Origin of the sequence: Microvirga subterranea (assembly GCF_003350535.1) — a bacterium.
Classification (GTDB): Bacteria; Pseudomonadota; Alphaproteobacteria; order Rhizobiales; family Beijerinckiaceae; genus Microvirga; species Microvirga subterranea.
Genome location: NZ_QQBB01000006.1, coordinates 368,759 through 394,532, shown reverse-complemented (window position 1 = coordinate 394,532; position 25,774 = coordinate 368,759). Strand labels below are relative to the sequence as shown.

Here is a 25,774-nt window from a genome sequence, read left to right as displayed (position 1 = left end):
AGGGTGCGCCCGGCTTCGCCGCCGAGATAACACGCGGAGAGGGCGAGAGGTCAATGGTGGCGGCACGGAAGGTGCCGGAAGACGTTCCGAATCCCGGTGCCGGATGCTGCAGAGCCCGTGTCAGGCGGCCTGTCGGCCTGCCGGCTGCAAGGAGATCGTCATCGTGCAGCAGACGCCTTCCCGCTCGAACCGCAGGTCGAGCTGCCCGGCCAGCTCGTGGGCGATCGTCTGGCGCAGCAGGCGTGAGCCGAAGCCGGGAACAGGCTCCGCTTCGAGAGCGGGCCCGCCGACCTCGCACCAGTCGATGACCAGAACCGCCTCGTCTCCCGATCCGCCGAGCTTCCAGTCCACCTGCACCCGACCCGATGCCGTCGACAGGGCGCCGTACTTGACGGCGTTGGTCGCAAGCTCGTGGAAGGCCATGCCCAGCACCACCGCCAGCCGCGCCGGGAGATCGACGCTCGGCCCGTCGAGGCGGACCCGGGCGGAGTCCGCCGCGTAGGGCTTGAATTCGGCTTCCAGGATTGTCCTGATCGAGGCTCCCTCCCACAGGGTCTCGTTGAGGAGGTTGTGCGTGCGCGAGAGCGCCAGCAGACGCTGCTGGAAACGCTCATGCGCCACTTGCGGCGACACGCCTTGCCGCATCACCTGCCAGGACAGGGACTGCACGGTGGCCAGCGTGTTCTTCACCCGGTGGTTCAGCTCGTCGATGAGCAGCTTCTGCCGGCGGTCCGCGTCCTGAAGCTGCATCGAGGCCGAGGCAAGCGCATCGGTGACCCTGTCGATCTCCACCAATCCGCTTGCCGGCGCCGTGATCGGCTCTCCGCGGCCGACGTGCTGCGCCAGGCCGGCCAGTCCCATCACGGGCCCGGCGATGCTGCGCCCCACCTTCCAGGCCATGGCAAGCCCGAGCGCGAGCAGCAATCCCCCCGCCAGGGCAAGATACAGGGCGGATCGCCATGCGGGCGCCGTGATTTCCGACCGCGGGACGGCCACGATGGTCGACCAGCCCGAGCCCGGAGAGCGTGCCAGCGCAAGCAGTGTCTGCACCCCGTCGAGCGAAATGCTCTCGGCGACACCCTCGCGCATGCCGGCTCGAACCCGCTCCACGTTCTCCGGCGTTGCCGGCCTGCCCACGAACTGCGCGGCATCCCGGCTGCGCGCCACCACCGTCCCGTTGCGGTCGAGGATCGCACCGATCCAGGTCGGGGGAAGGCCCTGGTCCGCAAGGATCCGGGTGATCGTATCGGCAAGCATGTTGACGCTGATGTAGAGCTCGGAGCCGTCATCCGTGCGCACGAGCGTGTCGATGCCGACGGTCGGCTGCTTCGCCACAAGCCCGCTGAAAAGGTTGCTGACCCGCAGGGTCCCGACAGTCAGTCCCTTTCGGTGATCCCTGTTGTCGATGAGCGGCAGCGGGCTGCCGGGCGGGAGCCTTGTGTTGACGACCTGCCCCCTGTCGTCGGCGACGCTGACCCAGGCCCCGGGCAGGCGGATCGCGGCCCGCGCGCGGGCATCGAACGCCGCGTAATCCTTTTCGAGAAGCTGCGGCGAGGTCGATAGCGCCCAGAGCAGGGCCTCGGCCTGCCCGAACTGGCGGTCGACGACGAGCGACAACGCCCGGGCCGTCTCCTGAAGATGTTTTTCGACCGCCTGCCGGTCGTGACGGTAGCCTGCATAGACCAGCAGGCCCCCTGCCGCCAGCGCCGGGAGCAGAAGCGCGAGGGTGAGAAGGAGCAGGCGCGAGCGCACGGACCGGAGATGCGGACGCGCAGCCTTCCACCATCCGCCTTCGGGGGCCGCCAAGGACTTGCGCACGCTCCGATCTTCCCCTGCCCTGAACACCGCGAACCGACAGGATGCAGACAGCATCCTCGGCGGACCGAGCCATAGCACGCATCGGCATCCGAGCGCGACGCTCTTCGTGCGCGGGACGAGCGGCCGGCAGGAAGGCATCGCGGACGTTCCCGAGACGGCCGGGCATCAGGTCGTGGCAACCGTGACCAAGGGAGAGAACACCCTCGTGAATTTGAGGCCCGCAGGGCATCCTCCCGCGTTCTGCATGGGAAGCGGATGGCGCCGGGCCAGTCAGTCTCGCTCCCATCGCGTCCCGGGCGGTGCGTCCCGCTCCAGTGCCACAGGGTAGCCCCCTCGGGTGTCTTCGCGGCTCAGCTCCCGCACCGCGCCGCGGAGATCGAGCATGATGCGCCCGTCCGGCATCTCATGGATGCCATGGACCACCTGACCCCGCGCGATGCTGCGCCGATCGATCAAGGCGACCGCGACATCGCGCAGCGCCTGCGTCAGGCACCACGCGACGCCCAGCACCGTGACCGGCACCGCCACCAGCCAGAGCGCCTGGATCGCTTCGGACGAGGTGTGGAACTTGTTCAGCAGATCGGCGAACGCGCTGTAGGCCTGCGGCTCCATCGGCAACTCCCTTTTGGAAGCAGCCACCAGGAACGTCCTGGTGGCCGGGAGTTGAGAAACCGCCCAGAGACGGCTGCGCTGGCCTTTGGGCTTTCACCTTGGACATGCGCCAACACCTCCCGGCCATAGGGCAAGGAGGCATCGTTTGCGGCCGATGCCGGCCGCTCTGGGAAGGGTTCTCACACCCAAAGCCGGGTGCGCCCGGCTTCGGTGACGAGATAACACAAGGAGGCGGCCTAGGGTCAATGGCGGCGTGTCAAAGATGACGCCTTCTCGTCATTCCGGGGCGGCCAACGGCCGAACCCGGAACCCAGACCCGCTGACGGTGCAGAACGCGGCGGGACGCCGAGTGAGCTCTTCTGAGATCGTCATGTTTCCGGGGGGCGCCTTCGGGCCGGGCCCTGTTTCGGAGTCCCGGAATGGCGACCAGTGCGTCCCATGTTCAAGGCCGCCTAGGCCGGCAGGACAATCACCTTCGTCTTAACCAGGATACGCGCGGACAGGTGCGTCACGTCCTGGGCAAGGCCAGCGCATCCGGGCGGCACCCGTCTATCGTTCCCTTGCGAGGCGCTGGCGGATCCATGCTTGGGCTTCGTCCAGATCGGCGTAGGTCGGGTGGTCCTGCACGCCCAGGCGCCCGAACCCTGCTTCGAGATACCAACGGCCGGACAGGCCGTCATACTGCTCGCCGAGGTGGGTCAGCACCGCCACCAGCCGCTGCTCCTCATCGAAGACCAGCATGCCTTCCTCGTCGCTCCCGGTGGCAACCCGCACAGGCTGAAGGGTCAAGGTCATGCTGCGGCCTGCGCGTTCTCCAGGTGAAGGTAGGTTGGGTCGAAGTCCCCTGCATGCTTCAACTTCTCCCAATCGGGAACGTTCAGCCGGTCGCCGCTCAGCTCGATCAGGCCATTCGCCCGCAGCTCCTGAATGACCCGGTTGACGTGAACCGTCGAGGTGCCGATGGCATCGGCAAACTCGCTCTGGGTCATCGGCAGGTTGCAGGCATAGCCCTCCGCAAGACCTACCGCCTTCAGGCGCACCAGCAACTCGCAGAAGATGTGCGCCATGCGCGTGTAGGCGTCGCGCCGGCCGACATTGACCACCCACTCGCGGAAGATCGCTCCCTCGATCAGGGTTTCGCGCCAGAAGGCGGCGGCGATCCGGGGATGGCGCATGCAGAGTCGCCACAGATCCTCATGGTTGATGAAGCCCACGCGACACGGGGTCAGGGTGGCCACGCTGATGTCCAGCACCTTCAGGTGCAGGCTCTGGAGGTCGGGAATGTCGCCGGCGATGCCGAAGGCCACGATCTGGCGCCTGCCGTCTCCGGTGACCTTGTAGGTGCTGGTGAAGCCGCTCAGGATCGTGAAGGACCGGGAGGGACGGTCCCCTTCGCGCACGATGTCCTGATCGGCCTTGATGTCCATCACCTGCAAGGGCAGGTCATCGAGCGCCTGCCGCTCGTCGTCGGTGAGGGCGAAGACGCTTTCCAGCTTGCGGATGAGCGCATTGTCTTGAGGATGGAAAGAAGCGTGCATGCGACACTCCTCCTGTTGCAAGGCGGGAGCGCACGTCTCTCTCAGGTATCAGCGCCTAAGGTTCGGTTGCTGACAATCATTTCAATATGGCACACAGATTAATATTGTCCATAAACCTATGTTAGGTTGGTCGAGAAACATCGCGTTTGGCTAGAAAAACCAACTTTTTATTTGGTTTTCGGGCAGGATTGATTTCTCGGTTCTGTTTCGATGTGCGCGAGGGGACGAGTTTCACCTTGCGGAAGAGGTCTTCGAGGTCGTCGTGTCGGCGTAAGACGCTTTTTTCACCTGGGCCTGATACTGCTCAGGTCAACTCAAGTGAATGCTGTCTTCTCTGATCTCCTTTAAGCGAAGGTGGTCATGAGCAGAGAAGCGACAGATCAACCCCACTGCCTGGTCGTCGAGGATCAGGCGCTCATCGCCGGGTCGGGGGAGGCGCCATCCCCACCTGCTCTTCATTCTTGATCGTCATCCCAGCCGACCTCCGCATTTCTCGCGAGCGGCGTTATGGAACAGGGGCTTCGGGGTCGCGTCCCTCCAGGCGCGCGATCTCTTGCAGGATCAGGCGGCGATGCTCGCGCCACGTCTCGAGGGTCGTCTGGTAGTTCCAGAGCAGCTTCGTCGCTTCCTCCGTATCGTGTCCCTTCTTGGTCATCCATTGGATGAGGCCGATCTGCTGGGCCACGCGCCTCTCGCCCTCGGCGATGTGGACATTCGCCTTGGCGAGGTCCTCGCGTTCTTTCCGGATCCGGGACATGGCGCTGCCGATCATGCCTCCAATTGCGCGCGAGGCGGTGGAAATTCCGATAAGGCCGTGTGTGGGGTGCGCACATCAGGATTTGAGGCGGGCTTCCGCACCTGCCCTTGAGCGGAAGGCCAGTGGTGGGCCAAGGGGACCGTTTGTCTGAGGAGTTCAAGCGAGCGCCCGATTGTCGCTTCGGTCTCGCGAACCATGGTTTCCCACCATTGTTCTTGCGGTGTTCGATCGCCAGACACGACGGTGCTCCATAGCCTTGCAGGCGGGAGCACAGACATGTCTCTCGGTCACTGACGCCCGCGGGCTCGGAAACGGCCAGTGATCGGCGCACTATGCGCCCATGGGGCCCATACGTCCATGCTGGCGCGGAAGCCGCTTATGGAACGGAGACGATTGCGGGGTCACCTGGCGCATTCCAGGCATAAGGGTAAATCTGTTGCGTCTTCAGCAAATGATGGGACCGGAGGACCGTCTCCCGGCTGTCTTTCACCTGCTGGTGCACTTTGGAGGAGGATTGGCTGACGCGTCTGCTGATGGCGGCAACGACCTGAAACAGTTGTTCACTCATCGGGCAGCATTTAGTCGTCTCGGAATAAGCCGCATTCACATGGATCATGTCTTGGGACGATTTTGTGGTCCTCGGCCGCGCCCAAACGATGCTGCGAATTTCCGATGAGCCCGTTCATGGAACCGGACGAACGGGTGTGCCGCCGTGTTCCGGAGTTTTCCCGATCAACGGCGGCGGCCGGTCGACGATGGCACCGGTATGACGCGCCTTGCGGAGCCGCCTTGAGGCACACACGAATCCTGACCCGATCCTCGCAGGTCACGGGAGTGGAATCTCCTGCCCCGCTTAACCTGGGTGATAGGCGGATCCCCTGGGCCGTCTAGGCTCGCGATGGGCCTCATTGGCTCGTTCCTCCTCAACTGGCGCCCTCCCGCTTCCGGCAAGGGCGCTTCTTTTTGCCCGCCGGCTGGCGGCGATGCACCGAATATTAACCGTGACCGTTGAAAGGAAGGCTGCGGGCCGCGTCTCGCGTATGCCCTGCCAAACCCCGTTCAGTCCCCCGGCTGCGCGGGGTTTTCTTTTGCCTCCCGTTCCTGTCCGCCTGCGAGTTCGGATCCGAACAGCCGGGGGAGTTTCGTGGAACGGGATTGCGGAACCGCGGCAGGGGCAAACTCCGCTGCGTCTCAGGAGTGCCGCCGATAGACCATTACGATCATGGATCCGGAACAGCATGGAAACCCGGCGTCGACACTGCGTTCCCGCGAATGGCGGCGGACTGGGGCGGCAGGATCGCGCAGCGGGTAAAGTACCCGATCGCGTCCCGCGACCCGCACCAGTGCGCTCCCCCCGTTTCGCCACGGTCGCCCGCAAGGGCGCGGTATTGGATGCTGCCCCTCGGGATGTCGAGCCACTGCTCGTCGACGAGCATCTGCACCCCTTTGGGTGTCAGACGATAAGGCACGGGCCGGCAGTCGCCGTCATGGCAGCAGGGCAGACCCGACCGGGTGAGCAGATCGGTGTAGATGTCATGGGCCTGGATCGGCCCTGGCCAGAGCACCAGAAGACCGGCAACGAGCGAGATCTGTTTCGGAGACATGATACGCACCCTGACCACCGAGTGGATCCAGGGCCCTTCGCTCCGAGAGCCCCGAAGGCCGTGAGAGGGGTTGCGTCTTCGCGGTTGAAATCAGTTTAGGCCCCATACGCCTCAGGCACAACGTCGAGGCCGGGACGGTCGCGCAAGGGCCGTTCGCAATGTGCGGATCGGCCGTCATGGTCGGGGCGACACGCCCTGGAAGATGCAGTATGATGCAAGGGTCAGCCCAAAGACAATGACACTTGCCATCGACCTCAGGGGGCGATCACGGGAGGGTGTCGTGACGCGTTGGCAGCCAGATCCGAGTTTCTATCCTTCTCCCCGCCTGGCCGAAAAAGCCCCGCCCGAGACGCTGGCCTACGTGGCCATGTTCGACCCGGACCGGCAGCAGCCCGACGGCATCGCGGTCGTCGATCTCGACCCGGCCTCCCCGTCCTATGCCCAAATCGTCGGGTCCGTCGCGATGCCCAATACGGGCGACGAGCTGCATCACTTCGGATGGAATGCGTGCTCGTCCTGCCTGTGCCCCAACATGCCTCATCCGCATGTCGAGCGACGCTACCTCGTGGTGCCCGGACTGCGCTCGTCGCGGATCCACATCCTCGACACCAAGCCCGACCCGCGCCATCCGACGATCGTCAAGGTGATCGAGCCGGAGGTGATCGCCGAACGCACCGGCTATTCCCGGCCGCACACCGTCCATTGCGGGCCGGAGGGCATCTACGTCACGGCCCTCGGCAATCAGGAAGGCAAGGCGCCGGGCGGCATCTTCGTCATGGACCACGAGACCTTCGAGCCGCTCGGGCGCTGGGAGGTGGAACGGGGTCCGCAGCAGCTCGCCTATGACGGCTGGTGGCATCTCGGCTACGACACGCTGGTGACCAGCGAATGGGGCACGCCCGACACCTTCGAGAACGGCCTCGTGCCGGAGGTCCTGCTCGGCTCGAAATACGGCCGGCGCCTCCATTTCTGGGATCTGTTGAAGCGCAGGCACCTGCAGGAGATCGACTTCGGCGAGGAGCACCAGCTCGTGTTCGAGCTGAGGCCCGCGCACGATCCGACGAAGGCCTACGGGTTCGTGAACTGCGTGATCAGCCTCAAGGACCTCTCGTCCTCCATCTGGACCTGGTACCGCGAGGGCGAACGCTGGGCCGTCAAGAAGGTCATCACCATCCCGGCCGAGCCCGCGAGCCCGGACGATCTGCCCGAGATGCTCAAGGGCTTCGGGGCGGTGCCGCCGCTCGTGACGGACATCGATCTCTCCATGGACGACCGGTTCCTCTACGTCTCCTGCTGGGGCACGGGCGACCTGCAGCAATACGACGTCTCCGACCCGTTGAACCCCAGGCTCACCGGCAAGGTGCGGATCGGCGGGATCGTGTCGCGGGCCTCCCACCCCAAGGCGAGGAACGGGCATCTGACGGGTGGGCCCCAGATGGTGGAGATCAGCCGGGACGGCCGGCGGGTGTACTTCACCAACTCGCTCTACGGGGCGATCGACCAGCAGTTCTATCACCGCGGCTTCGAGGGCTGGATGGTGAAGCTCGACGCGGACCCGAACGGCGGCCTCGCGTTCGACGAGGACTTCTTCATCGAGTGGCCGAAGGGACTCCGGCCGCATCAGGTCCGGCTCGAAGGCGGCGATTGTTCGTCCGATTCCTATTGCTATCCGTGAGGGAGCCGTGCGCCGGGCGCGCCATGGCCCGTGACCCGCAATGACCGCGATCTCGTCCGCACTCTGGCCCTGGCTGGCGCTTGCGGGGCTCGGCGCCTTCCACGGCCTAAACCCCGCCATGGGCTGGCTGTTCGCGGTCGCGCTCGGCCTTCACCGGCAGAGCCGGGGTCTCGTGGTTCTCGCCCTGGCGCCGATCGCCCTCGGCCATGCCGCGGCCGTAGGAGCGGTCCTGCTGGCGGTTCTGCTCTTCGGGACGATCCTGGACGGATCCCTCCTCGGGCGCGGGGCCGGGATCGTCCTGCTGCTCTGGGCGGCCGTGCATGTCCTGTCCGGCCACCGCACGCCGATCCGCATCGGGATGCAGACCGGCCTCGCGGGCCTCGCCCTCTGGTCTTTCATGATGGCGGGCGTGCACGGGGCGGGCTTCATGCTGATCCCGCCGCTCCTATCGCTGTGCGTCACTCCGGGCACGGGCGGCGGGCTCGCCGCCACGACCTCGCTCCCGGTTTCGCTCGCGGCGCTCGCGGTCCACACGGGCGCCATGCTGGCGGTGATCGGAACGATCAGCGTGATCGCCTACGACCGCGGCCTCGTCTTCCTCAGGCGGGGCTGGATCAACATGGATGTTCTCTGGAGCCTCGCCCTGGTGGCAGGCGGCATCGTCCTGCTGGCAGGGTAAGGTCAGAATCCGGATGCCGGCAGCGGCGGAAGGGGCGGCGGCTTTAGGCCGGCAGGACGACCACCTTCGTCTTCACCGGGGTACGCTCGTACAGGTGCAGCATGTCCTGGGTGAGGAGGCCGACGCAGCCGCTCGTGATGCCGTTGCCGATCGATTCGGCGTCGAGGCTGGCGTAGATCGTGTAGAGCGTGTAGGCGCCGTTCTGATAGAGATAGAGCGTGCGGGCGCCGAGCGGATTGTCGAGGCCGCCCGGCATGCCGCGGGCGTATTTGGCCGCCTCGGGCTGACGCTTGATCATCTCCTTGGGCGGGGTCCAGGTCGCCCATTCGCCCTTGCGCCCGACATAAGCATCCCCGCTCCACCGGAACCCGTCACGGCCGACATTGGCGCCGTAGCGGGTGGCGGTTCCGCCGTCCTCGACGCGGTAGACGAAGTAGTTGCCCGGGTCGACGATGATCGTTCCGGGGGCCTCTTTGGTCTCGTAGCGAACCGTCCGGCGGTAATATTTCGGGTCGACCTTGGTGACGTCGATGGCCGGGATCGGGAACTTCTCGTCGGGCACCGGCCCGTAGACCTTCGCCGCCTCGGCGACGCTCATGCCGTCGGACGTCACGCAGCCGGCCAGCCCCAGCGCGCCGATCCCGGCGGCCGAGCCGGCCAGAAACGACCGGCGGCTGAGAAGCCCCGCCCGACGCCCGAGCAAAGCCACGTCTTCTGTCTCGCCGGCACCGGCATTCACACCGTCCATGATCATGATTGGTTGCTTCCCATGTCCTGTCGCCCGACGATCATCGCCCGGCATCCGCCCGCTCAAGGTTGTGCTTGGCTGGAGAGTGCCGTCGCGGAGCCCGATTTGCAAGCCGGGGCCCTCCCGACGCGGTGCCGGTCCGGTTCCCGGGGTCGGTCATGTCCACGCCGTCTCCCAGGCTCATCCCGCGTCATTCCCGGATCTCCTCAGACCAGGGCGGCGTCGAGTTCGGCCTTCCAGAAGGCCAAGCGCTCCTTCAGCATGGCCTGGCGCACGTAAGGCAGGGTTTCGTCCGACAGGCGCTCCAGCTCCTCGAAGGTGAAGGCGGCCTCGCCATGCGCCTTCCAGGCTGCCTGCAGGTCGCGGTTCATGCCGGAGCCGAGCCTGAGCGAAAACCACAGGCCGTTCTGCTGGGTGTCGAGATGCTGGCTGCGCCCGACCCATACCCGGCCCGTGGCCGAGCAGCGCACCGCGAAGATGCCGGCGGGTGTCTTGCGTTCCTTGTAGGCCGCGATGGCGGCCTTTCTGTCGATGATGCCCATGCCTCGATCTCCTGGCGGAATCGCAACTCGGCGCGGCTTCGATGCGCTGGCGCGTTCCCGATCCGGGTATAGTTGCGGCCCGCGGCGATGTCAATTATACCCGGGTAATATCAACCGATCCCGACCGGCCTCCGGGCCGGCCCATGCGAGGCATCATGACCGCTCCCTCCCCCCTCACGTACAGCGCCTTTCGCGGCCCCAGTCTGCTGGCGCGCGACACGTTGCCCGCCGTTGCCCTTGCGGTGAAGCGGGCGAGCAAGGCCGATCCCACGCAGACCATCCTGATCTTCGACGATGCCACGGGGCAGCAGATCGATCTCGACCTGAGAGGGGACGATGAAGCGATTCTCGCTCGGCTCGCTCCGACCGGCATCGAGGCGGCGCCTCCCGCCGCCCCCCGCGGCCGGGGGCGTCCGAAGCTGGGAGTGACGGCCCGGGAGGTGACGCTTCTGCCGCGTCAGTGGGAGTGGCTGGGCGCACAGCCCGGAGGAGCCTCGGCGACCTTGCGGCGGCTCGTGGACGAGGCCCGGCGCAAGGATGCACAGAGCGGCAGGTCGGCCCGGAACGCAGCCTACGCCTTCATGGCGGCCATGGCCGGAAATCTTCCGGGCTTCGAGGAGGCCTCGAGAGCCCTGTTCGCGAACGATCGAGACCGGTTCGAGGCCTTGGTCGCGACCTGGCCGGGGGACGTAAGGATCCACACGATCCGCATGGCGTTCGGCCCGCGTGACGAATGACCCTTCCGGTCGGGGTCACGAAGCCGGCTCTCCATCAGGTCGAACCGCGACGACCGCTGGGCATCGGACCGTCCGGCTCCGTCCGGGGCGGGCGACGCGTCGGCGCCGGCGGATCAGCCGCCTTCGGAACGGGCCTCAGCCGCGCCGGGCCGCCTCGATCGCGGCAACGTCGATCTTCCGCATGTCCATCATGGCCGTGAACGCCCGCTTGGCCTCGTCGCCGCCTGCCGCCAGCGCCTCTGTCAGCACGCGCGGGGTGATCTGCCAGGAGATGCCCCACTTGTCCTTGCACCAGCCGCACGCGCTCTCCTGGCCGCCGTTGCCGACGATGGCGTTCCAGTAGCGGTCGGTCTCGGCCTGATCGTCGGTGGCGATCTGGAACGAGAAGGCCTCGTTGTGCTTGAACGCGGGCCCTCCGTTGAGGCCGAGGCAGGCCACGCCCGCCACCGTGAATTCCACCGTCAGCACGTCGCCCGCTTTGCCGGATGGAAAGTCACTGGGCGCCCGGTGCACCGCATGCACGGCGCTGTCGGGAAAGGTCTCGGCATAGAAGCGGGCGGCCGCTTCGGCGTCCTTGTCGTACCAGAGGCAGATCGTGTTCTTGGCCATGGCGTGCTCCTTTCGCCTGGAAGCCGGCACGCCGGCCATTCTCGGCTCAAGCTCTTCCGAAATGGTTAGCGGGGCGTCTGTCTTCCTGGACGTCCCGCGCCCCTGCTGCTGCAAGGCCATTCATCCCTTGCGGCCACGACCGCCGACCGCGATCGCCAGCGCGGCCGCCACCAGGGCCGCCGCGGCCGCGAACGTGGCCCGCATGCCGGCGGCCACGGCGCCGGGATCCCCGGCCGGCATCTCGGCGGCACCCGACGCGAACGCGAACACGGCCCCCATGACGGACGCGCCGGTGATCAGGCCGAGATTGCGCGACAGGTTGAGCAGACCCGACGCGATGCCCCGCCGATCCTGGCCGACCTCCATCATGACGGCGGTGTTGTTGGCGGCCTGGAACAACGCATAGCCGGCGGTGATCACGACGAGCGGGACGACGTAGGCCAGCGCGCCGAGATCCAGCGGGACCTGCGAGAGCGCGGACGAGCCGATAGCCGATGCCGCGAGTCCAACCTGGGTCATGCGCCTGGCGCCGAACCGGTCGACGAGGCGGCCCGCCGGAATCCCCATCGCAGCTGCCACGAGCGGGCCAGCGGACATGACGAGCCCCACCTGCACCGCATCGAGCCCAAGCGCGCGGGAGAGATGGAACGGCCCCACGACGAGGGTCGCCATCATCACCGTCATGACGAGCGCGCTCATGAACAGACCGGCCCTCAGCACGCCGTCGCGGAACATGTCGAGTCGGATCAGGGGCGAGGCCGCCCGCGCCTCGACGAGCACGAAGATTCCCGTCCCGAGCAGGGCGGCAGCCAGCAGGGCCAGGTTGACCGGGCCGAAAGCGCCGCGTCCGACCGTCATGGCGAGGGAATACGCCGAGAGGCTCAGCGCCAGCAGGATCGTCCCGGCCCCGTCGAAGCCCGCCTTTTCCGTCCTCGCCGCCTGCCGCTCGCCCGGAAGGGTGCGATGCGCGAGAACGAGGGTCAGAGCCCCGAGCGGCACCTGGACCAGGAAGATCGCCCGCCAGCCGGGACCGGCGATCAGGGCGCCGCCGAGCGACGGCCCGAGAGCGGTGCCGATCGCCGACATCGTTCCGAGCAGGCCCATTGCGCTGCCGGTCTTCGCCTTCGGAACCATCCCGCCGATGAAGGCCATCGTCAGCGCCATCATGACGGCCGCTCCCAGCCCCTGCGCCGCCCGGGCAGCGACGAGCAACCACAGCGTGGGGGCGACGCCGCAGAGCAGCGAGGCCGCCGTGAACAGGGCGATGCCGGCCAGCAGCAGCGGCCGGCGGCCGACGATGTCGCCGAGCCGTCCGGCGCCCACGACCAGGGTGGTGACGGCCAGAAGATAGGCGAGGACGACCCACTGGACCTCCTGGAAGGATGCGCTGAATTCCTGTGCCAGCGTCGGCAAGGCGATATTGGCGATGCCGGTCCCCAGCGCGGACAGCAATGCGGACGCGGACAGGCTGACCAGTCCCCACCGCGCCGACGGTGCGATCGACGCGCCCTCACCCCCTGGATTGTCGCAAACGGCCTCTTTCAGCATGGCGGCGTTCCCCGGCTCTCCGGCATTGGAGTCCGCAGAACGTAGTCCCTCGCCCATCATGGCGGAACGCGCACCGTTTGCACGTCATTCGTGCACGGGACGCCACATTGGGGCCGGATCGTGCTACGCTCGGGCCATGCCGCATCCCGATCTCAACCTGCTCGTCACCCTTGATGTCCTGCTGACGGAGGGCAGCGTGGCGCGTGCGGCCAAGCGGTTGCGGCTCAGCCCATCCGCCATGAGCCGGGCGCTGGCGCGGCTGCGGGAGACGACGGGCGACCCACTGCTGGTCCGGGCCGGCCGCGGCTTGGTCCCGACGCCCCGGGCCGTCGAGCTTCGCGAGCGGGTCGGACGGGTCGTGCAGGAGGCGCAGGCGGTCCTGCATCCGGCCGAGCAGCTCGACCTCGCGCGGCTCGTCCGGACGTTCACGCTGCGGACCAACGAAGGCTTCGCGGAGACCTTCGGCCCGGCTCTGATCGCCCGGATCGGCCAGGAGGCACCCGGCGTCCGCCTGCGCTTCCTGCCGAAGCCTGACCGGGACAGCGCGCCGCTTCGCGAGGGCGGCGTCGACCTGGAGACGGGGGTGGTCGGCCAGACGATGGGGCCGGAGGTGCGTGCGCAGGGCCTGTTTCGGGATCGCTTCATCGGGGTCGTGAGAGCCGGGCATCCCCTCGGCGAGGGCGCGGTCACTCCCGCACGCTACGCCGCAGGACGGCACATCCTCGTCTCGCGGCGGGGCCTCGACCGCGGGCCGGTCGACGAGGCCCTGGAGCAGTCGGGGCTGGAACGGACGGTCGCCACCATCGTCGGAGGGTTCGCGACGGCCCTGGCGCTGGCGCGGACCACCGACCTGATCGCCACCGTCCCGGAGCGGCACACGGAGGCCCTGCGGGCCGGGATGCACAGCTTTCCCTTGCCCGTCGCCATCCCCGAGATCACGGTGTCCCTGCTCTGGCATCCGCGGCTCGACGCGGATCCGGCGCATCGCTGGCTGCGCGGCTGCGTGCGGGACATCTGCGCCGATCGGAGCCGGCGCGATGCGGAAGGGGCCCTGCCCGCCCCGCATCGACAGGCTACAGGAGCACGTCCCAGCTGGAGAAATGGCCGACGATCTTGATCTCGAAGTCGGCCTTGCGGTCGCCGTTCGTGTCGCCCGTCAGGATGCCGTTGTCGTAGCGGAGCTGCCCTGCCCTGCCGGTGAAGTCGGCCTTCAGGTAGATGGACTCGAAGGCGCGCCAGAACGGGAACGGGAAGCCCTTCTCCGCGCCGGGCCAGAACGGGAAGAACACGTCCGCGCCGGCCCAGGTGAACGTCTGGTCGCCCTTGAGCAGCGCGTCGGCGTCGATGTCCCGCAGGTCGATCCTGTCGCGCCCGGTCTCGAAGTCCTGGACGATGTCGCGCTGCGACCCGACGCGGCTCTCCTGGACGGCGTTGAAGTCGAACACGTCCGCGCCGGCACCGCCCCACATCTTGTCGCGGCCGAGCCCGCCCACGATCCGGTCGTTGCCGCTCTCGCCTTTCAGCACATCGTTGCCGTCGCCGCCGTCGAGACGGTCTTTGCCCGCGCCACCCCACAGGCTGTCGGCGCCCGTGCCGCCCACGAGCGTGTCGTTGCCGGATCCCCCGTACAGAAGGTCGTTGCCGGTCCCTCCATCGAGCCGGTCATGGCCCGTCCCGCCGTCGAGGCGGTCGGCGCCCTCGTCGCCGTAGAGCCGGTCGTGGCCGGCATCGCCGAGGATCCGGTCGTCGCCTGCGCCGCCGAACAGGCGGTCGTCCCCGATGCCGCCCGAGACGGTGTCGTTGCCCTCGTCGCCGTAGAGCCAGTCGTCGCCGCCGAGCGAGCCGACGTAGTCGTCGCCCGCGCCGCCGTGGATCGTGTCGTCGTCGGCCCCCATCACGATGCGCTGGCTGGCGCCGTCCGCGGAGATGAACTGGGCGCCGCTGCCGCCGTAGATCTCGGCGTCCCCCCTGAGGACGATGAAACCGATGTCGTTGATCTCCACCTTGCGATGGATGCCGTCGTTCGCGGCGTTCAGGACCAGCAGGTTGCTGTACTCCGACGCCCCGGTGAGAACGGTGTCGCGCGAGGGCAGGCCGTAGAGGTCGATGCCCACCACGTTGCTCACGATGCCCGCTTCGACCGCGGCCGCGATGTAGGACGTCGCCCACGCGTTGGTCACGTCCGAGAAGGTCGGGCTGCTCACGGGGCCCACTTCCATGTTCAAGGCGCGCATGATCACGGCCGCCAGTTCGGCCCGCGTGATTCTCGCGTCCAGGCCGCCCCCTTCGCTGAGGAGGGCCATGAGGGCCTGCACCCTGTCGTCACCCGACAACGGAATGTCCGCATAAGCCGAGCCGCCGGTCTCGTCGACGCGGCCCGGCTGGACGATGCCCGTCTGGATGACGTGGGTCCGGCTGCCGTCCGGGTTGACGATCTCGGAGCGGACGACCTCGACTCCGTCGATCACGGTGCCGGCGGTCAGGTTGCGCACGGGCGCATCCGTGAACGAGGCGGCGTCGTTGCCGGCCACGTCCTGGATCGCATCCGCGTCGTCGCCCGCGGTCGGATCCGTGTAGCTGACCGAAACGGATTGTCCCTTGGTGACCGGCGACGCGAGGGTGATGACGATGCTCTTCCCGTCTGTCCCGAAGGCGCGGCCGGCGATGCCGACGGACCGGCCGTCGACCTTGACGCCGAAGCCGCCGATCAGGGCGTTGGCTCCGCCCGCTGCATCCAGCGCTTCGCTGTAGGTGATGACGATGCGGTCGCCAAGGATGGTCGAGGAGACGAATACCGGCTTCACAGTGTCGATCGAGCCGTTGCCCTGCGTGACCGTGGCCGTGTAGCCGGAGCTCTGGTTGCCTGCGCTGTCTCTGACGGCGATGGTGACCGGGACGCCCTGTCCCGGGGCGAAGCTCTGGCCGCCCTCGGTGACGGTGAAGACCGCCGTGTAGGTGGTGTTGTTGACCTTGGTGAGGCCGGACAAAGCATAGCCGCCGACGCTGCCGGCCACGAGGGCGTAGGTGTCCGCATCGGCCGCGACCGTGATCGTGGCCGTGACCTGCTCGCCGACGGCGAAGTTCCCGTCGGCGATGGTCACGCCCTCGATGACGGGGACTGGGACATAAGGTGTCAGGTTGCTGGCGAGGTAATCCACGAAGTCGGGGGTTTCGTTGTGCACCCGGTCCTGGATGGCCACACCGGGGGCCGCGTAGGTGACCTTGACCGACTGGGAGTGCTCGACCTTGCCGGCGAGAGTCAGGATGACCCGATCGCCGTCGATCCGGCTGTGGACGACGTCCGCGGGACTTCCGTCCACGGTGACGGAGAAGCCGCTGCCCCATCCGATGATAACCCCGTAGATCGCCTCGCTGTATTGCAGGACGATCGTGTCGCCGTTCACCGTCGCCTGGGTGACCGTGGGCGCCACCCCGTCGATGACGATGGCTTTGTTGGCGCCGAGCGACCCGGCGGTGCCGGGAGAAGGAAGCGTCAGGGAAGCGTCGTTCCCGTAGGCGTCGCTGATCCGGCCTCCGGCAAGGCTCAGCGCATTGATGGAGCGGTAATCGAGATCCTGTGAGAGATCGCCTGCCCGGACCGTGTAGGTGAAGGTCAGGGTGTTGCCGCCCGATCCCGATACGTAGGTCGCGGCACGGTCGACGCTCCCCGTCTCGAGGGTGAGCGTCGGCGTTCCCGTGACGGTCACGGCGGAACCGTACGTCACGGTGATCGTGACGACGTCCCCGGCCTTGTAGGTTCCGTTGCCCGTCGAAGCGGACACGTTGGTCACCACAGGCGGAGGTGGGACAGGCTCGATATCCAGGTTGTCCAGGCCGATTGTAGCGAAGTCGCCGCCCAATCCCGTGATCCGGATGGAATCGATGTTGCCCCAGCCGCCCCACGGGTCGAAGGTGATTTGGCCAACCGCAAACATGCTCAGGTACGAGGTTTGCGCGCTGTAGACGATCCCACCGTCAGTCGTGCTGTTTCGAGCGTCGCCGATCTCGGCCGTCGCCACCACGCGGCCCTCGGACAATCCCTCGATGAGGAAGGAGCTCGCCCCCTGCCGTCCCGGGTTGAGCACGCCGGCCAGCTGAATGGACGTCTCGAAGGACGCGATCCCGAAGTTCGATCCGTCCAGGGACGAGATCGTGAAGACGTTGACGCCCGTTTCCTCGAAGAAGTTGAAGACAGCGTACTTCCCGCTCAGGCCCATGTTCCGGTCGTACATGTCGATGACCCGGGTGTAGGGGGTCTGACCGTATTCCTGAACGTAGTGAAGCCCTCCGAGCGGGAAGCTCATCATGCCCGTGGCCATCAAAGGGGCGGATTCGAAATCCTGGTCCGGAATGGCGGCGGCCGTGGCGACAAGGGCCTGGAAAGACGATTCGCTGGTCAATGATGCCCCCGATGCGAGAAGGAGCGCGGCCGCCCCGAATACGATCCTGCGGTAGGTCGATCCTCTCATAAGGCAAGGACAGCCGATGGAAAAGGGAACAATTTCCTTTACGTCACACGAGACTTTTACTGATCTTGCAACTTTGGAACATCTAGAATATCGCTTCCACAAGGCCCGGTTTTGAAACCCGTCCCCCTTCTCGCCTATCCTGACGGACCGGCCTGGAGGACGACAGACGAGCACCCTTCCCGAGGACCATGCGGCCTTCCTGAACGAAGCCTGCCGTATCCTCTCCGCCGACCCCCGCATCGAGGCCCTGCTGGCCGGCGGCTCGATGATCCACGGCGGCATGGACGCGTTCTCCGATCTCGACTTCGTCGTCGTGGTTTCGGAGGATGCCTATCCCGAGGTGCTCGCCTCCAGAACGGACATCGCCCGCCGCCTGGGACCGCTGCTCAGCGCCTTCACGGGCGAGCATGTCGGGGAGCCCCGCCTCCTGATCTGCCTCTACGGGCCCGAGCTTCTCCACATCGACCTGAAGTTCGTCACGATGCCGGACCTGGATCGCCTCGTCGAGCGTCCGGTCGTTCTCTGGTCACGGGACGAAGCCATCGTCGAGGAGGCGCTGGACCGGGCAGAGATCTCCTGGCCGAACCGCGATCCGGACTGGTTCGAGGCCCGGGCGTGGATCTGGCTCCACTACGGAGCCGCCCGGGCGTTGCGCGGCGAGCTGTTCGAGGCCATCGGCATGCTCGCCTTCTTCCGGGAGCAGGTTCTGGGGCCGATGCTCCACCGCCGCGCAGGGCGCCCGCAGCGCGGCGTAAGGCGCATCGAGGCGTACGGGCTCGCCGAAACGAGGCCCTTGGCCGCAACCGTCGCGCGCCATGATGTGGAGTCGGTGAAGGCGGGCCTCGTTGCCGCCACCGAACTCTATCTCGAACTCCGTGCGGACGCCCCGCCGCGCTCGGCGGTGGACGGCATGCCGCAGGCGCTCCTCCGCTTCCTGGGGCACGAGGCCGAACAGGCAGCACGGCCGTGACCCGGACGCCGCAGCCTCCCGAGGCCCGGCCGCTCTCACCGCGACATGAGATTGCGGGCGAGGGTCACCGCCGCGCCGTCGAGGGAATCGCCCCGCCTGGTCGGCATCAGGTTCCCGGCTTTGAGGGTGAGCTCGGTCATGACGTGCCTGATCTGCTCGTCCGATTGGACGACGCCCGCGGCGTCGAAGTCTCTGCGGATCGTGCCGAACACGTCGCTGCGCGCGGGATCGGCCGCATCACGCGCGAGGGAGTCCGAATAGGCCTCCGCGTCCCGACCCGTGATCCCGAGCTTCCCGGCGGCCCACCTGCCGAGAAGCTTGTTGCGGAGAATCGTCTTTTCCAAATCAACGGAGCCGGTCATGCGGGATCCTCCGATGGCCGTCGCAGAATGCCTCGCGGATCCTTCCCGTCCGCAGACGGAACCGTTTGCGTGCGGGTGACGGACGAGGCCTGAAGGCCGTCATCGCGCCATGGCTCCGCCATTGGCGGACTTGGCGCAGATGGCCATCAGCTTGCCCATTTCGGCATTGTAGTCGTGCAGGGTTTCCGTGAGCCAGCGGGACTGGATCGCCGCCACGTCCGCGACGTTCTTGCAGGCCGCCATGTCGCGCATCGCCTCGCCATCCTTTTCAAGCCGCATGGAGACGAAGCCGATCATCTCGCGCTGACATTCGGCGGTCGCGGAGAACCAGGCTTCGGCCGCGCTCGCCAGGGCCCGGCCGCCGCCGTCGGGCAAAGCAAGTCCGGCACCGCTCCGCAGCGTGTCCGATGTTCCTGCACTTTTCGGCATGGTGGTCATGGCTCATCCTCCGTGAACGGACGTCTTCGTCAGAATGACAGGGTCGTCTTCACCTGCTCCAGGCGGCTGATGGCGAAGTCCGCCTCCCGGCGCGCCCGATCGTCCGCCGTGGCCTCGCGGGCGGTCTCCAGGCGCAGGATCTCCTCATCGAGGCGGTCGCGGGTGAGCTCCTCGGGCGGCAGGGCCCGCTCGGCCAGAACCGACACGCTGGCGCCTGTGATCTCGACGAAGCCGCCCCGCACGAAAGCACGATGGCCATGCCCCTGCGTGTCGGTGACCGCGATCACGCCGGGGTTGAGCATCACCATCGTGGCCTCATGGCCCGGCATGACCGTCATGTCGCCTTCGGTCGCCGGCAGCATCACCGCTCGCACCTCGCCGGAGAACAGAACCCGCTCCGGCGTGATCAACTCGAACAGGATGGTCGCCACCGCTTTCCTCCCTGGGGGTGTCGTCAGTGCCCGCCGAGCACGAGGGTTTGGATCGGGTAGAGCAATGTCTGGATGCGCAGGATCATGGCGTGCACCAGCCCGACGGCATCCACGGCGTGGAGAACGAGTCCCCGCATCGTGCCCGTCCCGGGAGCTACGATTTCGTCGTGATGACTGGAATATGCATTGACGATGCAACTGCTGCCGGGCGTCACGCCATCGAACCCGCCCTCGTAGAGCGGCTCGAGAAAGGCCAGAACGGTTCCCGGCCGCGTCACCTGCTGCGCCTCGAGCAACTGCTCGCCGCTCCGGACCTGGCCGGCGGCGATGTAGTCCTGCACCCCGGTGATCACCATCGGGATGATCGTCCAGGGCTTCGATGCGCAGGTGGCCTCGGCCACCATCCCGACCGACAGCGCCTGGGACTCGACCTGACCGAAGCCGGCCTGCAGGCGGCCCCGCCCGGCGCCTTCAGGGATCAGGACACCGGCCGGGCGCATCAGCGGGTTGACCACATCTCCCACCCGCAGCGTGAACTGCTCGACACGCCCGTCCACGCCGGCCCGGACGACGGTCTTCGACAGGTCCACCTCGGCCTGGGCCAGTTCGGCCTCGGCGCTGGCCTTCTGGGCGGGGAGCAGGGTGGCAAGCTGCGCCTCGGCCTGCGCCTTGGCGGCAGTGGCGGCATCGATGGTGCCCTGGCGGCCCTCGACGGCGACCTGGAGCTTCTCGATGTCCCGCGTGGCGACGGCGCCTGGATTGCGTCGGTAGATCTCCTGCTTGGTCGCCAGCTCATCCACCGCCTGCTGGTAGGCGCTCCTGGCCTCGACGATCTTGCCCTCGGCCGCCGCGATATCGGTCCGCGCCACCACCATGGCGGCTTCGGTCTCGGCGATCTTGCGCCGGGCGGTCTCGACGGCCGCCTCCTGCTTCGCGCTGTCGAGCCGGAAGATGACCTCGCCCTGCTTCACCGCGCCGCTCACGCCGTCCATATGGACCTCAGCGACGCGCCCGTTGATCTCGGGCAGGATCGGGATGGTGCGGAAGAACGCCGTGGCGTTCGTGGTTGCCGGATGATTGTAGAAGACGACCGTGATCAGCCCGATGGTGAGCATCAGGCAGGTGACGATGCCCCACCGCAGCTCGAACCACACCGAGTAGAGCGTGATCTCCTTGCCGAGCCGCTTGCCCTGGCCATAGCGGCGGTAGAGGTAGTCCGGCAGGATCGTCAGCAGGGAGCAGAGAAGAAGCTCAAGCATGGGTCCGCTCCTTCGGCGTCCGGGGCAAGGTGATGGTCTTGGGCACTTCGACTGCGCCCTGATTGGCCGCTTCGGCAGGCGTGGCGCTGACGCCGGTCTCGTCCGGCGCTTCACCCGCGCCTTCGCCGGGCCTCAGACCGGCAATCTTTTCCAGGGACCCGGCGATCCGGCGCAGCGGCGTGCCGAAGTCGGGAATATCGATCAGGGCGAGCAGCAGACCGGCCACCCAGAAGATGTGCTGATGCGTGAACAGGGCCAGCAGACCCAGCACGGCGACGATCTCGAATTGCAGCTTGTGGGACCGATGCGCCATGCGCTCGGGCAAGGTGTGCAGCCGCAGGAACAGCAGCCCCACCGCCAGTACGGCGAGCACCAGAAATACCGCCACGACCACCGTCAGGACATCCGTTTCCCCAGGCGCGGTGATGAAGATCGGCAGATGGTGGGGAGCGGCAGGATTGAGCGCTGCAGTCATATGGCCTCTCCGATGGACGGCGTTGCGGCTCCGGACGCGCTTGGTTTGATCGGGATGGAAATGGTCATCGGCTGCCTCCCCCGGGGCGGTCAGGTGGAATCGGGCGCAACGACGCCGGCACGGCCCCAGTCCTGGAACAGGGTGTAGGCGACGGCGAGCAGGACGGGGCCGAGAAACACGCCGATGATTCCGAAGGTGAGGAGGCCGCCGAGCACGCCCAGGAAGATGAGCACCATGGGCATCCGGATCCCGCGACTGATCAGGTACGGACGCAGGACGTTGTCGAGGCTGCCGACGAAGAGACCGTTCCATGCCATCACGAACACGCCCCATCCGGTGTGGCCGTTAGACATCAGCCACAGGGCCGCCGGCAGCCAGAGCAGCAGGAGGCCCATGGGCACAAGGGTCAGGACGACGCCCACGGCACCGAGCACGATAGCACCGGGGACGCCCGCAAGCCAGAAGCTGAAGCCGAGCAGGATGCCCTGGATGAGCGCCGTGCCGAGAACCCCGTTGACCACGCTCTTGATGGCGGCGCCAGCCGCCTTGAGCACGTGCCGGGCCCGCCAGCCGCCCAGGCGCGCCATGGCCCATTCGAGTCGACGCTCCACATAGGCGCCGTCGCGGTAGAGGAAGAACACCAGCACGATGGCGAAGGCGACCTGAAGCGTCCCGGACAGAAGCGTGCCGCCCTGGCGGAGCGCCCATTCCCGTATCGTTCCCACATAGGGCGCCAGGGCCGGCCCGAGCCCTTGGCCCTGTTGCGATGCCTCGAGCCAGACCCGCTCCGCCTCGCGGCCGACCAGAGGCACGCGTCCCAGCCAACCGGGCGGCGGCAGCCCCTGATCGATGGCGGACCGGACGACTGCGGCGAGCCGGGCGACATCGTCCGTCAGGTTCGCGCCCAGGGCCAGCAACGGGAGCACGAGCAGGGCGGCGGTCATCAGCGTCATGAGCAGGGCCGCGGCGGTGGGGCGCCCGCCCAGCCGCTTCTCGGCCTTCCGGAACAGGGACCAGGTGGACACGCACAGCGTGACGGCGAGGAGGATGGCTTTGAGGAACGGCGTCAGGACATAGATGCAGCCGACGGCCAGCATCAGAAGCAGCACGAGCCCGAGCGCCTTCTCGACGTACGAAGCCTCGGGAGAGGCTGTCCGTTCCCGGCTGTTCATCGTGTCGCGCGGATCCGCTGAACGCACGACTCCCCCCTTCTGAAGACGCTCTCCTGCAGGAGCTCCTCACGCCATGATGCTGAGCCCACCGTCGACGTAAGTGGTCGTTCCGGTGAGCCGGCGGGCGAACGGCGTCGTCAGATACGCGGCGGTGAGGCCCACGTCGTCGATATCGACCAGCTCGCCGATGGGCGCCCGCTCGATGGCCTCGGTGAGAAGCACGTCGAAGTCCTTGAGGCCGGACGCCGCCCGGGTCTTCAAGGGGCCAGGCGAAACCGCATGCACCCGGATGTGCTTGTCGCCCAGCTCGTAGGCGAGATAGCGGACGGCGCTCTCCAGCGCCGCCTTCACGGGACCCATCAGGTTGTAGTTCGGCACCACCTTGTTGGCGCCATGATAGCTCATCGCCAGGAGCGTCCCGCCGTCCGGCATCAACGGCTCGGCGAGCCGCGCCATGCGGATGAACGAATGGCACGAGATGTCCATCGCCACCTTGAAGCCTTCGTCCGAACTGTCGACGAGCCTTCCCTGCAGGTCCTCCTTCGGGGCGAAGGCGATGGAATGGAGCGCGATGTCGAGGCTGCCCCAGCTCTTGCGGATCCGCTCGAAGACGGATTCGAGCTGGCCGCCCTGAGCCACGTCGCAGGGCGCAAAGATCGAGGCTCCGAGTTCCTTCGCGAGCGGCTCGACATAGGGTTTCGCCTTCTCGTTGAGGTAGGTGACGGCAAGGTCGGCGCCGAGCTCGCGGAACACCCGGGCGCAGCCATAGGCAATCGAATGCTCGTTGGCGATGCCGACGATGAGGGCCCGCTTGCCGTGCAGGATCTTCGATTGGATGGCGACCTTGGTCAGGTCGGTGGGTTGATCGTTCATGAGCTTGCCCTCGTGCGTCGGGTGTCACCGGAGCGACGGGTGGCACCATGCTTGGCGCTCTTGGCGGCCGCCACGGGACGGCCGTCCGCCTGACGCTCCACCAAGGTCACGGTGATCGGCTCGGCTTTCGCCTTGCCGCCTGTCTTGTCTCCCGTCTCCTCTTCGGCGAGGAGCCGCCGGATTTCGCCGAGCAGGGTCACCTGCTTCTCGTTGGCTTCGATCCGGCCCTCCACATGGTCGAGCAGATCGAGCAGCCGGCGCCGCTCCTCGGGTGTCCGCAGAAGCTTGGGCAGCGCCATGAGCGCCTTCACGGGTTCGAAGTCGACGATGTAGGACTGCTCGCGGATGATCTCCCGCGCAGCCTCGATCGGCATGTCGAGCAGGCCGATGTCCTGTCCGACGAGCTCCCGCGTCCGCTTCATGGCCGAGAGCCGCCGCCGCCCGGTGCCGGCCTTCATCAGCAGGAGCGCGGCGCGGACCAGGGCCTTCGTCCGGTCGCCTTCCTCGATATGCGACAGCGCCTCCTTCACCAGCAGGGCGTTGCGCACGTCGGCGGGCTCTTCCGCGACGGCCTCGCCCCCCTGCGCGGCCAGACCGATGCCGGCCGGGCCATAGGTGCGGAAGAAGGTGTTCTCCACCGCCGCATCGCGCAGGTCGCGGTAGAGATCCCACGAGGCCGAGGTCATGGCGGCGGCCCAACGCTCCATCGCCACCATCGGGCCGTCATCGTTGCGCGGCGCCCGGTTTGCCTTGGCCATGTCGGCCATGCCCTTCAGCGGCCACAGGAAGGGGTTGAGGTCGGACACGGCCCAGCGCTGCACCCGCTGGGGATTGAACGCCCTGACGAGCCCAGCTGCGGCCGGCGTGACCATGGGCGCAACGAACGGATGCACGAAGGTCTCGTAGGCGGAGGCCAGCGCCTCCGAAGTCTTCTCGACCGCTTCGAACGGCATCTCGTCCTTGCGGCTGTATTTCTGCAGGACCTGCAGATCCTCGACGCGCATCTCGGTCAGCGTCACATCATAGCGGACCTTCCCGTCCGCCTGATGCTCCTCCACCTGCATTCTGTAGAGGCCCGGCGGCTGGTGCTCGATATATTCGATCAGGTCGACGATATGGGTGTATTCCCGCTTGGCGACCGACCCCGACACGAAGATGCCGAGATGGCCGACGCTCTCGTGCATCAGGCCGACGATCACCTGCCCGTTCGCTTTCAGGGCTTCCGTGGTCGGATAGAGATCGGCCACCCAGTTGAAGGCCTGCTGCGGCGGCGTGATGTTGTCGCCGAGCGACGCGAACAGGATGATCGGCGACTTGATCGACCGCAGGTCGAAGGCGCGGCCTTCCGACCATTCGGCGTCGCCGGCCGCCAGATTGTTGCCGACGAACAGGTTCTCGACGATCCACTTGATCTCCTGCCGGTTCATCAGGAAGAACCCGCCCCACCAGCGCTCGAATTCGAGGAAGCGCTCGGGCTCCGTGTCGATCTTCGAGAAGAGCGTATAGTACTTGTCGAAATAGGTGTTGGCCGGGTTGAGGTACTCGAAGTTCTCGACGAGGTTGGCCCCGTCGAACTTGCCGGCGCCGAGATCGCTGGCGAGGAGCGCCGGCCAAAGGCCCCCGAGGATCCCGCCTGCGTAGCGCATCGGGTTCTCGCCGTCGTTGCCTGCCCAATAGGACATCGGCGCCCCGTTGATGACGATGGGGCCGACGAGATCCGGCTCGACGGCGCCGACCAGCATGGAGGCCCAGCCCCCCTGGCAGTTGCCGAACAGGACGGGCTTGCGGGTCTTGGGATGGCGCTCGCCGACGATCCGCAGGAACTCGGCCTCGGCGCGGGAGACGTCCGCGAGGGTCTGCCCGGGCATCGGGTCGGGGAAGAAGATCACGAAGTAAACCGGGTGTCCCGCCTTGAGCGCCACGCCGACCTGCGAGTCCTGCTTGAAGCCGCCGATGCCCGGCCCGTGACCAGCGCGCGGGTCGATGATGACGAAGGGCCGGCGCTCGGGATCCGTCTTGATGCCGTCGGGCGGGACGATGCGCACGAGCGCGTAGTTCACCGGCCGCTCGAAGGTGCGGGCGTCGGCGACCATGTCCCACGCGAAATCCAGCAGCGGCGGCTTGCCGGCCTTCTCGTGCTCGACCCAGTTGTTGCCGCGCTGGCGCAGCGTGTCCCAGTAAAGGACGGATCGCTGCGTGAAGTCGAGCCAGTAGGCGCTGGCGTCGCGCCAGACGTCGAGAGGCGACGCCGAGCGGACCGACTCCTCCCTCAAGGGCTCAGCGGCGGCCTTCGCGGCATCGAGGTAGCGCTGCACCGCCTTGGTGCAGCGCTCCTGATAAACCTCGGCGACCTTGGTTCGTGCGCGGGCGATCTCCGTCAGGAGGGGCTGCCCGCCGTCGTCGCGCTCTTCAGTCCTGGATTCGGCTTCTCGCATCGTTCCTGTCCTGTCGAAATTCA

The 25,774-nt window shown here is 67.1% G+C and carries 23 protein-coding genes and 1 pseudogene; 5 read left to right on the top strand and 19 right to left on the bottom strand.

The window, feature by feature from the left end; genetic code table 11:
• Nucleotides 1-120: 120 nt before the first annotated feature.
• From DES45_RS17325 to DES45_RS17295, 6 genes are all read right to left on the bottom strand, one after another.
• The gene (locus DES45_RS17325) at nucleotides 121-1,818 is read right to left on the bottom strand and encodes a sensor histidine kinase (RefSeq protein WP_170151540.1); all 1,698 of its coding nucleotides are present in this window, start codon (nucleotides 1,816-1,818) and stop codon (nucleotides 121-123) included.
• A gap of 270 nt (nucleotides 1,819-2,088) precedes the next feature.
• Nucleotides 2,089-2,430: a hypothetical protein gene (locus DES45_RS17320; RefSeq protein ID WP_114771263.1), complete on the bottom strand. Its 342-nt coding sequence runs from the start codon at nucleotides 2,428-2,430 to the stop codon at nucleotides 2,089-2,091.
• Between the two features lie 549 nt (nucleotides 2,431-2,979).
• Nucleotides 2,980-3,225, bottom strand: coding sequence for a hypothetical protein (locus DES45_RS17315; protein ID WP_114771262.1), 246 nt, complete (start codon nucleotides 3,223-3,225; stop codon nucleotides 2,980-2,982).
• Nucleotides 3,222-3,968 (bottom strand): Crp/Fnr family transcriptional regulator, encoded by a 747-nt coding sequence (locus DES45_RS17310; RefSeq protein ID WP_114771261.1) that lies wholly within the window; start codon nucleotides 3,966-3,968, stop codon nucleotides 3,222-3,224. The genes DES45_RS17315 and DES45_RS17310 overlap by 4 nt, the downstream gene beginning before the upstream one ends.
• A gap of 505 nt (nucleotides 3,969-4,473) precedes the next feature.
• Nucleotides 4,474-4,725 (bottom strand): hypothetical protein, encoded by a 252-nt coding sequence (locus DES45_RS17305; protein ID WP_114771326.1) that lies wholly within the window; start codon nucleotides 4,723-4,725, stop codon nucleotides 4,474-4,476.
• A gap of 1,220 nt (nucleotides 4,726-5,945) precedes the next feature.
• Complete coding sequence (locus DES45_RS17295) at nucleotides 5,946-6,329, bottom strand: hypothetical protein (protein WP_114771259.1); 384 nt, start codon at nucleotides 6,327-6,329, stop codon at nucleotides 5,946-5,948.
• Between the two features lie 280 nt (nucleotides 6,330-6,609).
• Between DES45_RS17295 and DES45_RS17290 the strand changes: the two genes are divergently transcribed.
• Nucleotides 6,610-8,004, top strand: a complete 1,395-nt coding sequence (locus tag DES45_RS17290) for a selenium-binding family protein (protein WP_114771325.1) — start codon at nucleotides 6,610-6,612, stop codon at nucleotides 8,002-8,004.
• Between the two features lie 40 nt (nucleotides 8,005-8,044).
• Nucleotides 8,045-8,683 (top strand): hypothetical protein, encoded by a 639-nt coding sequence (locus DES45_RS17285; RefSeq protein ID WP_114771258.1) that lies wholly within the window; start codon nucleotides 8,045-8,047, stop codon nucleotides 8,681-8,683.
• A gap of 43 nt (nucleotides 8,684-8,726) precedes the next feature.
• Here the strand turns inward: DES45_RS17285 and DES45_RS17280 are convergent, their stop codons facing one another.
• A complete protein-coding gene (locus tag DES45_RS17280; protein WP_114771257.1) occupies nucleotides 8,727-9,437 on the bottom strand; it encodes a L,D-transpeptidase family protein in 711 nt (236 codons plus the stop codon).
• Between the two features lie 200 nt (nucleotides 9,438-9,637).
• On the bottom strand, nucleotides 9,638-9,973 hold the full coding sequence (locus tag DES45_RS17275) for a GIY-YIG nuclease family protein (protein ID WP_114771256.1): 336 nt from the start codon (nucleotides 9,971-9,973) through the stop codon (nucleotides 9,638-9,640).
• A gap of 155 nt (nucleotides 9,974-10,128) precedes the next feature.
• Here DES45_RS17275 and DES45_RS17270 point away from each other — a divergent pair, with 155 nt between their 5' ends.
• Nucleotides 10,129-10,710: a DUF2239 family protein gene (locus DES45_RS17270; RefSeq protein ID WP_114771255.1), complete on the top strand. Its 582-nt coding sequence runs from the start codon at nucleotides 10,129-10,131 to the stop codon at nucleotides 10,708-10,710.
• A 135-nt stretch (nucleotides 10,711-10,845) separates the two neighbouring features.
• Here the strand turns inward: DES45_RS17270 and DES45_RS17265 are convergent, their stop codons facing one another.
• Nucleotides 10,846-11,319: a VOC family protein gene (locus DES45_RS17265; RefSeq protein ID WP_114771324.1), complete on the bottom strand. Its 474-nt coding sequence runs from the start codon at nucleotides 11,317-11,319 to the stop codon at nucleotides 10,846-10,848.
• A gap of 120 nt (nucleotides 11,320-11,439) precedes the next feature.
• Complete coding sequence (locus DES45_RS17260) at nucleotides 11,440-12,867, bottom strand: MFS transporter (RefSeq protein WP_114771254.1); 1,428 nt, start codon at nucleotides 12,865-12,867, stop codon at nucleotides 11,440-11,442.
• A 136-nt stretch (nucleotides 12,868-13,003) separates the two neighbouring features.
• Here DES45_RS17260 and DES45_RS17255 point away from each other — a divergent pair.
• Nucleotides 13,004-13,885 (top strand): annotated as a pseudogene (locus DES45_RS17255) (LysR family transcriptional regulator); the annotation flags it as partial.
• 55 nt (nucleotides 13,886-13,940) lie between these two features.
• Here DES45_RS17255 and DES45_RS17250 read toward each other — a convergent pair.
• Complete coding sequence (locus DES45_RS17250; RefSeq protein ID WP_170151539.1) at nucleotides 13,941-17,267, bottom strand: SwmB domain-containing protein; 3,327 nt, start codon at nucleotides 17,265-17,267, stop codon at nucleotides 13,941-13,943.
• Between the two features lie 349 nt (nucleotides 17,268-17,616).
• Here DES45_RS17250 and DES45_RS17245 point away from each other — a divergent pair, with 349 nt between their 5' ends.
• Nucleotides 17,617-18,306, top strand: coding sequence for a hypothetical protein (locus DES45_RS17245; RefSeq protein ID WP_210210231.1), 690 nt, complete (start codon nucleotides 17,617-17,619; stop codon nucleotides 18,304-18,306).
• A gap of 35 nt (nucleotides 18,307-18,341) precedes the next feature.
• On the opposite strand, the gene DES45_RS17240 is transcribed toward DES45_RS17245, so the two are convergent.
• From DES45_RS17240 to DES45_RS17205, 8 genes are all read right to left on the bottom strand, one after another.
• Nucleotides 18,342-18,668: an ATPase inhibitor subunit zeta gene (locus DES45_RS17240; protein ID WP_114771250.1), complete on the bottom strand. Its 327-nt coding sequence runs from the start codon at nucleotides 18,666-18,668 to the stop codon at nucleotides 18,342-18,344.
• A 99-nt stretch (nucleotides 18,669-18,767) separates the two neighbouring features.
• On the bottom strand, nucleotides 18,768-19,106 hold the full coding sequence (locus DES45_RS17235; RefSeq protein WP_114771249.1) for a phasin family protein: 339 nt from the start codon (nucleotides 19,104-19,106) through the stop codon (nucleotides 18,768-18,770).
• Between the two features lie 29 nt (nucleotides 19,107-19,135).
• Nucleotides 19,136-19,537: an ATP synthase F1 subunit epsilon gene (gene atpC / locus DES45_RS17230; RefSeq protein ID WP_114771248.1), complete on the bottom strand. Its 402-nt coding sequence runs from the start codon at nucleotides 19,535-19,537 to the stop codon at nucleotides 19,136-19,138.
• A gap of 23 nt (nucleotides 19,538-19,560) precedes the next feature.
• Nucleotides 19,561-20,796 (bottom strand): HlyD family secretion protein, encoded by a 1,236-nt coding sequence (locus DES45_RS17225; protein WP_114771247.1) that lies wholly within the window; start codon nucleotides 20,794-20,796, stop codon nucleotides 19,561-19,563.
• The gene (locus DES45_RS17220) at nucleotides 20,789-21,271 is read right to left on the bottom strand and encodes a hypothetical protein (RefSeq protein WP_114771246.1); all 483 of its coding nucleotides are present in this window, start codon (nucleotides 21,269-21,271) and stop codon (nucleotides 20,789-20,791) included. Before DES45_RS17220 ends, DES45_RS17225 begins: the two co-directional genes overlap by 8 nt.
• 89 nt (nucleotides 21,272-21,360) lie before the next feature.
• Nucleotides 21,361-22,470 carry an AI-2E family transporter gene (locus tag DES45_RS17215; RefSeq protein WP_114771245.1) on the bottom strand — a complete coding sequence of 370 codons (1,110 nt, stop codon included), beginning with the start codon at nucleotides 22,468-22,470 and terminating at the stop codon, nucleotides 21,361-21,363.
• A gap of 39 nt (nucleotides 22,471-22,509) precedes the next feature.
• Nucleotides 22,510-23,316, bottom strand: a complete 807-nt coding sequence (gene fabI, locus DES45_RS17210; RefSeq protein ID WP_114771244.1) for an enoyl-ACP reductase FabI — start codon at nucleotides 23,314-23,316, stop codon at nucleotides 22,510-22,512.
• Nucleotides 23,313-25,751, bottom strand: coding sequence for a DUF3141 domain-containing protein (locus DES45_RS17205; protein WP_114771243.1), 2,439 nt, complete (start codon nucleotides 25,749-25,751; stop codon nucleotides 23,313-23,315). Before DES45_RS17205 ends, fabI begins: the two co-directional genes overlap by 4 nt.
• Nucleotides 25,752-25,774 lie beyond the last annotated feature (23 nt).

Excerpts from the sequence above, each read along its gene's own strand:
- DES45_RS17235 (WP_114771249.1), bottom strand. The coding sequence starts at position 19,106 with ATGACCACCATGCCGAAAAGTGCAGGAACATCGGACACGCTGCGGAGC.
- DES45_RS17280 (WP_114771257.1), bottom strand. The coding sequence starts at position 9,437 with ATGATCATGGACGGTGTGAATGCCGGTGCCGGCGAGACAGAAGACGTG.
- DES45_RS17205 (WP_114771243.1), bottom strand. The coding sequence starts at position 25,751 with ATGCGAGAAGCCGAATCCAGGACTGAAGAGCGCGACGACGGCGGGCAG.
- DES45_RS17310 (WP_114771261.1), bottom strand. The coding sequence starts at position 3,968 with ATGCACGCTTCTTTCCATCCTCAAGACAATGCGCTCATCCGCAAGCTG.
- DES45_RS17320 (WP_114771263.1), bottom strand. The coding sequence starts at position 2,430 with ATGGAGCCGCAGGCCTACAGCGCGTTCGCCGATCTGCTGAACAAGTTC.
- DES45_RS17295 (WP_114771259.1), bottom strand. The coding sequence starts at position 6,329 with ATGTCTCCGAAACAGATCTCGCTCGTTGCCGGTCTTCTGGTGCTCTGG.
- DES45_RS17240 (WP_114771250.1), bottom strand. The coding sequence starts at position 18,668 with ATGACCGGCTCCGTTGATTTGGAAAAGACGATTCTCCGCAACAAGCTT.
- DES45_RS17265 (WP_114771324.1), bottom strand. The coding sequence starts at position 11,319 with ATGGCCAAGAACACGATCTGCCTCTGGTACGACAAGGACGCCGAAGCG.
- DES45_RS17285 (WP_114771258.1), top strand. The coding sequence starts at position 8,045 with ATGACCGCGATCTCGTCCGCACTCTGGCCCTGGCTGGCGCTTGCGGGG.
- DES45_RS17305 (WP_114771326.1), bottom strand. The coding sequence starts at position 4,725 with ATGTCCCGGATCCGGAAAGAACGCGAGGACCTCGCCAAGGCGAATGTC.
- fabI (WP_114771244.1), bottom strand. The coding sequence starts at position 23,316 with ATGAACGATCAACCCACCGACCTGACCAAGGTCGCCATCCAATCGAAG.
- DES45_RS17275 (WP_114771256.1), bottom strand. The coding sequence starts at position 9,973 with ATGGGCATCATCGACAGAAAGGCCGCCATCGCGGCCTACAAGGAACGC.
- DES45_RS17245 (WP_210210231.1), top strand. The coding sequence starts at position 17,617 with ATGGACGCGTTCTCCGATCTCGACTTCGTCGTCGTGGTTTCGGAGGAT.
- DES45_RS17225 (WP_114771247.1), bottom strand. The coding sequence starts at position 20,796 with ATGCTTGAGCTTCTTCTCTGCTCCCTGCTGACGATCCTGCCGGACTAC.
- DES45_RS17270 (WP_114771255.1), top strand. The coding sequence starts at position 10,129 with ATGACCGCTCCCTCCCCCCTCACGTACAGCGCCTTTCGCGGCCCCAGT.
- DES45_RS17260 (WP_114771254.1), bottom strand. The coding sequence starts at position 12,867 with ATGCTGAAAGAGGCCGTTTGCGACAATCCAGGGGGTGAGGGCGCGTCG.
- DES45_RS17220 (WP_114771246.1), bottom strand. The coding sequence starts at position 21,271 with ATGACTGCAGCGCTCAATCCTGCCGCTCCCCACCATCTGCCGATCTTC.
- DES45_RS17315 (WP_114771262.1), bottom strand. The coding sequence starts at position 3,225 with ATGACCTTGACCCTTCAGCCTGTGCGGGTTGCCACCGGGAGCGACGAG.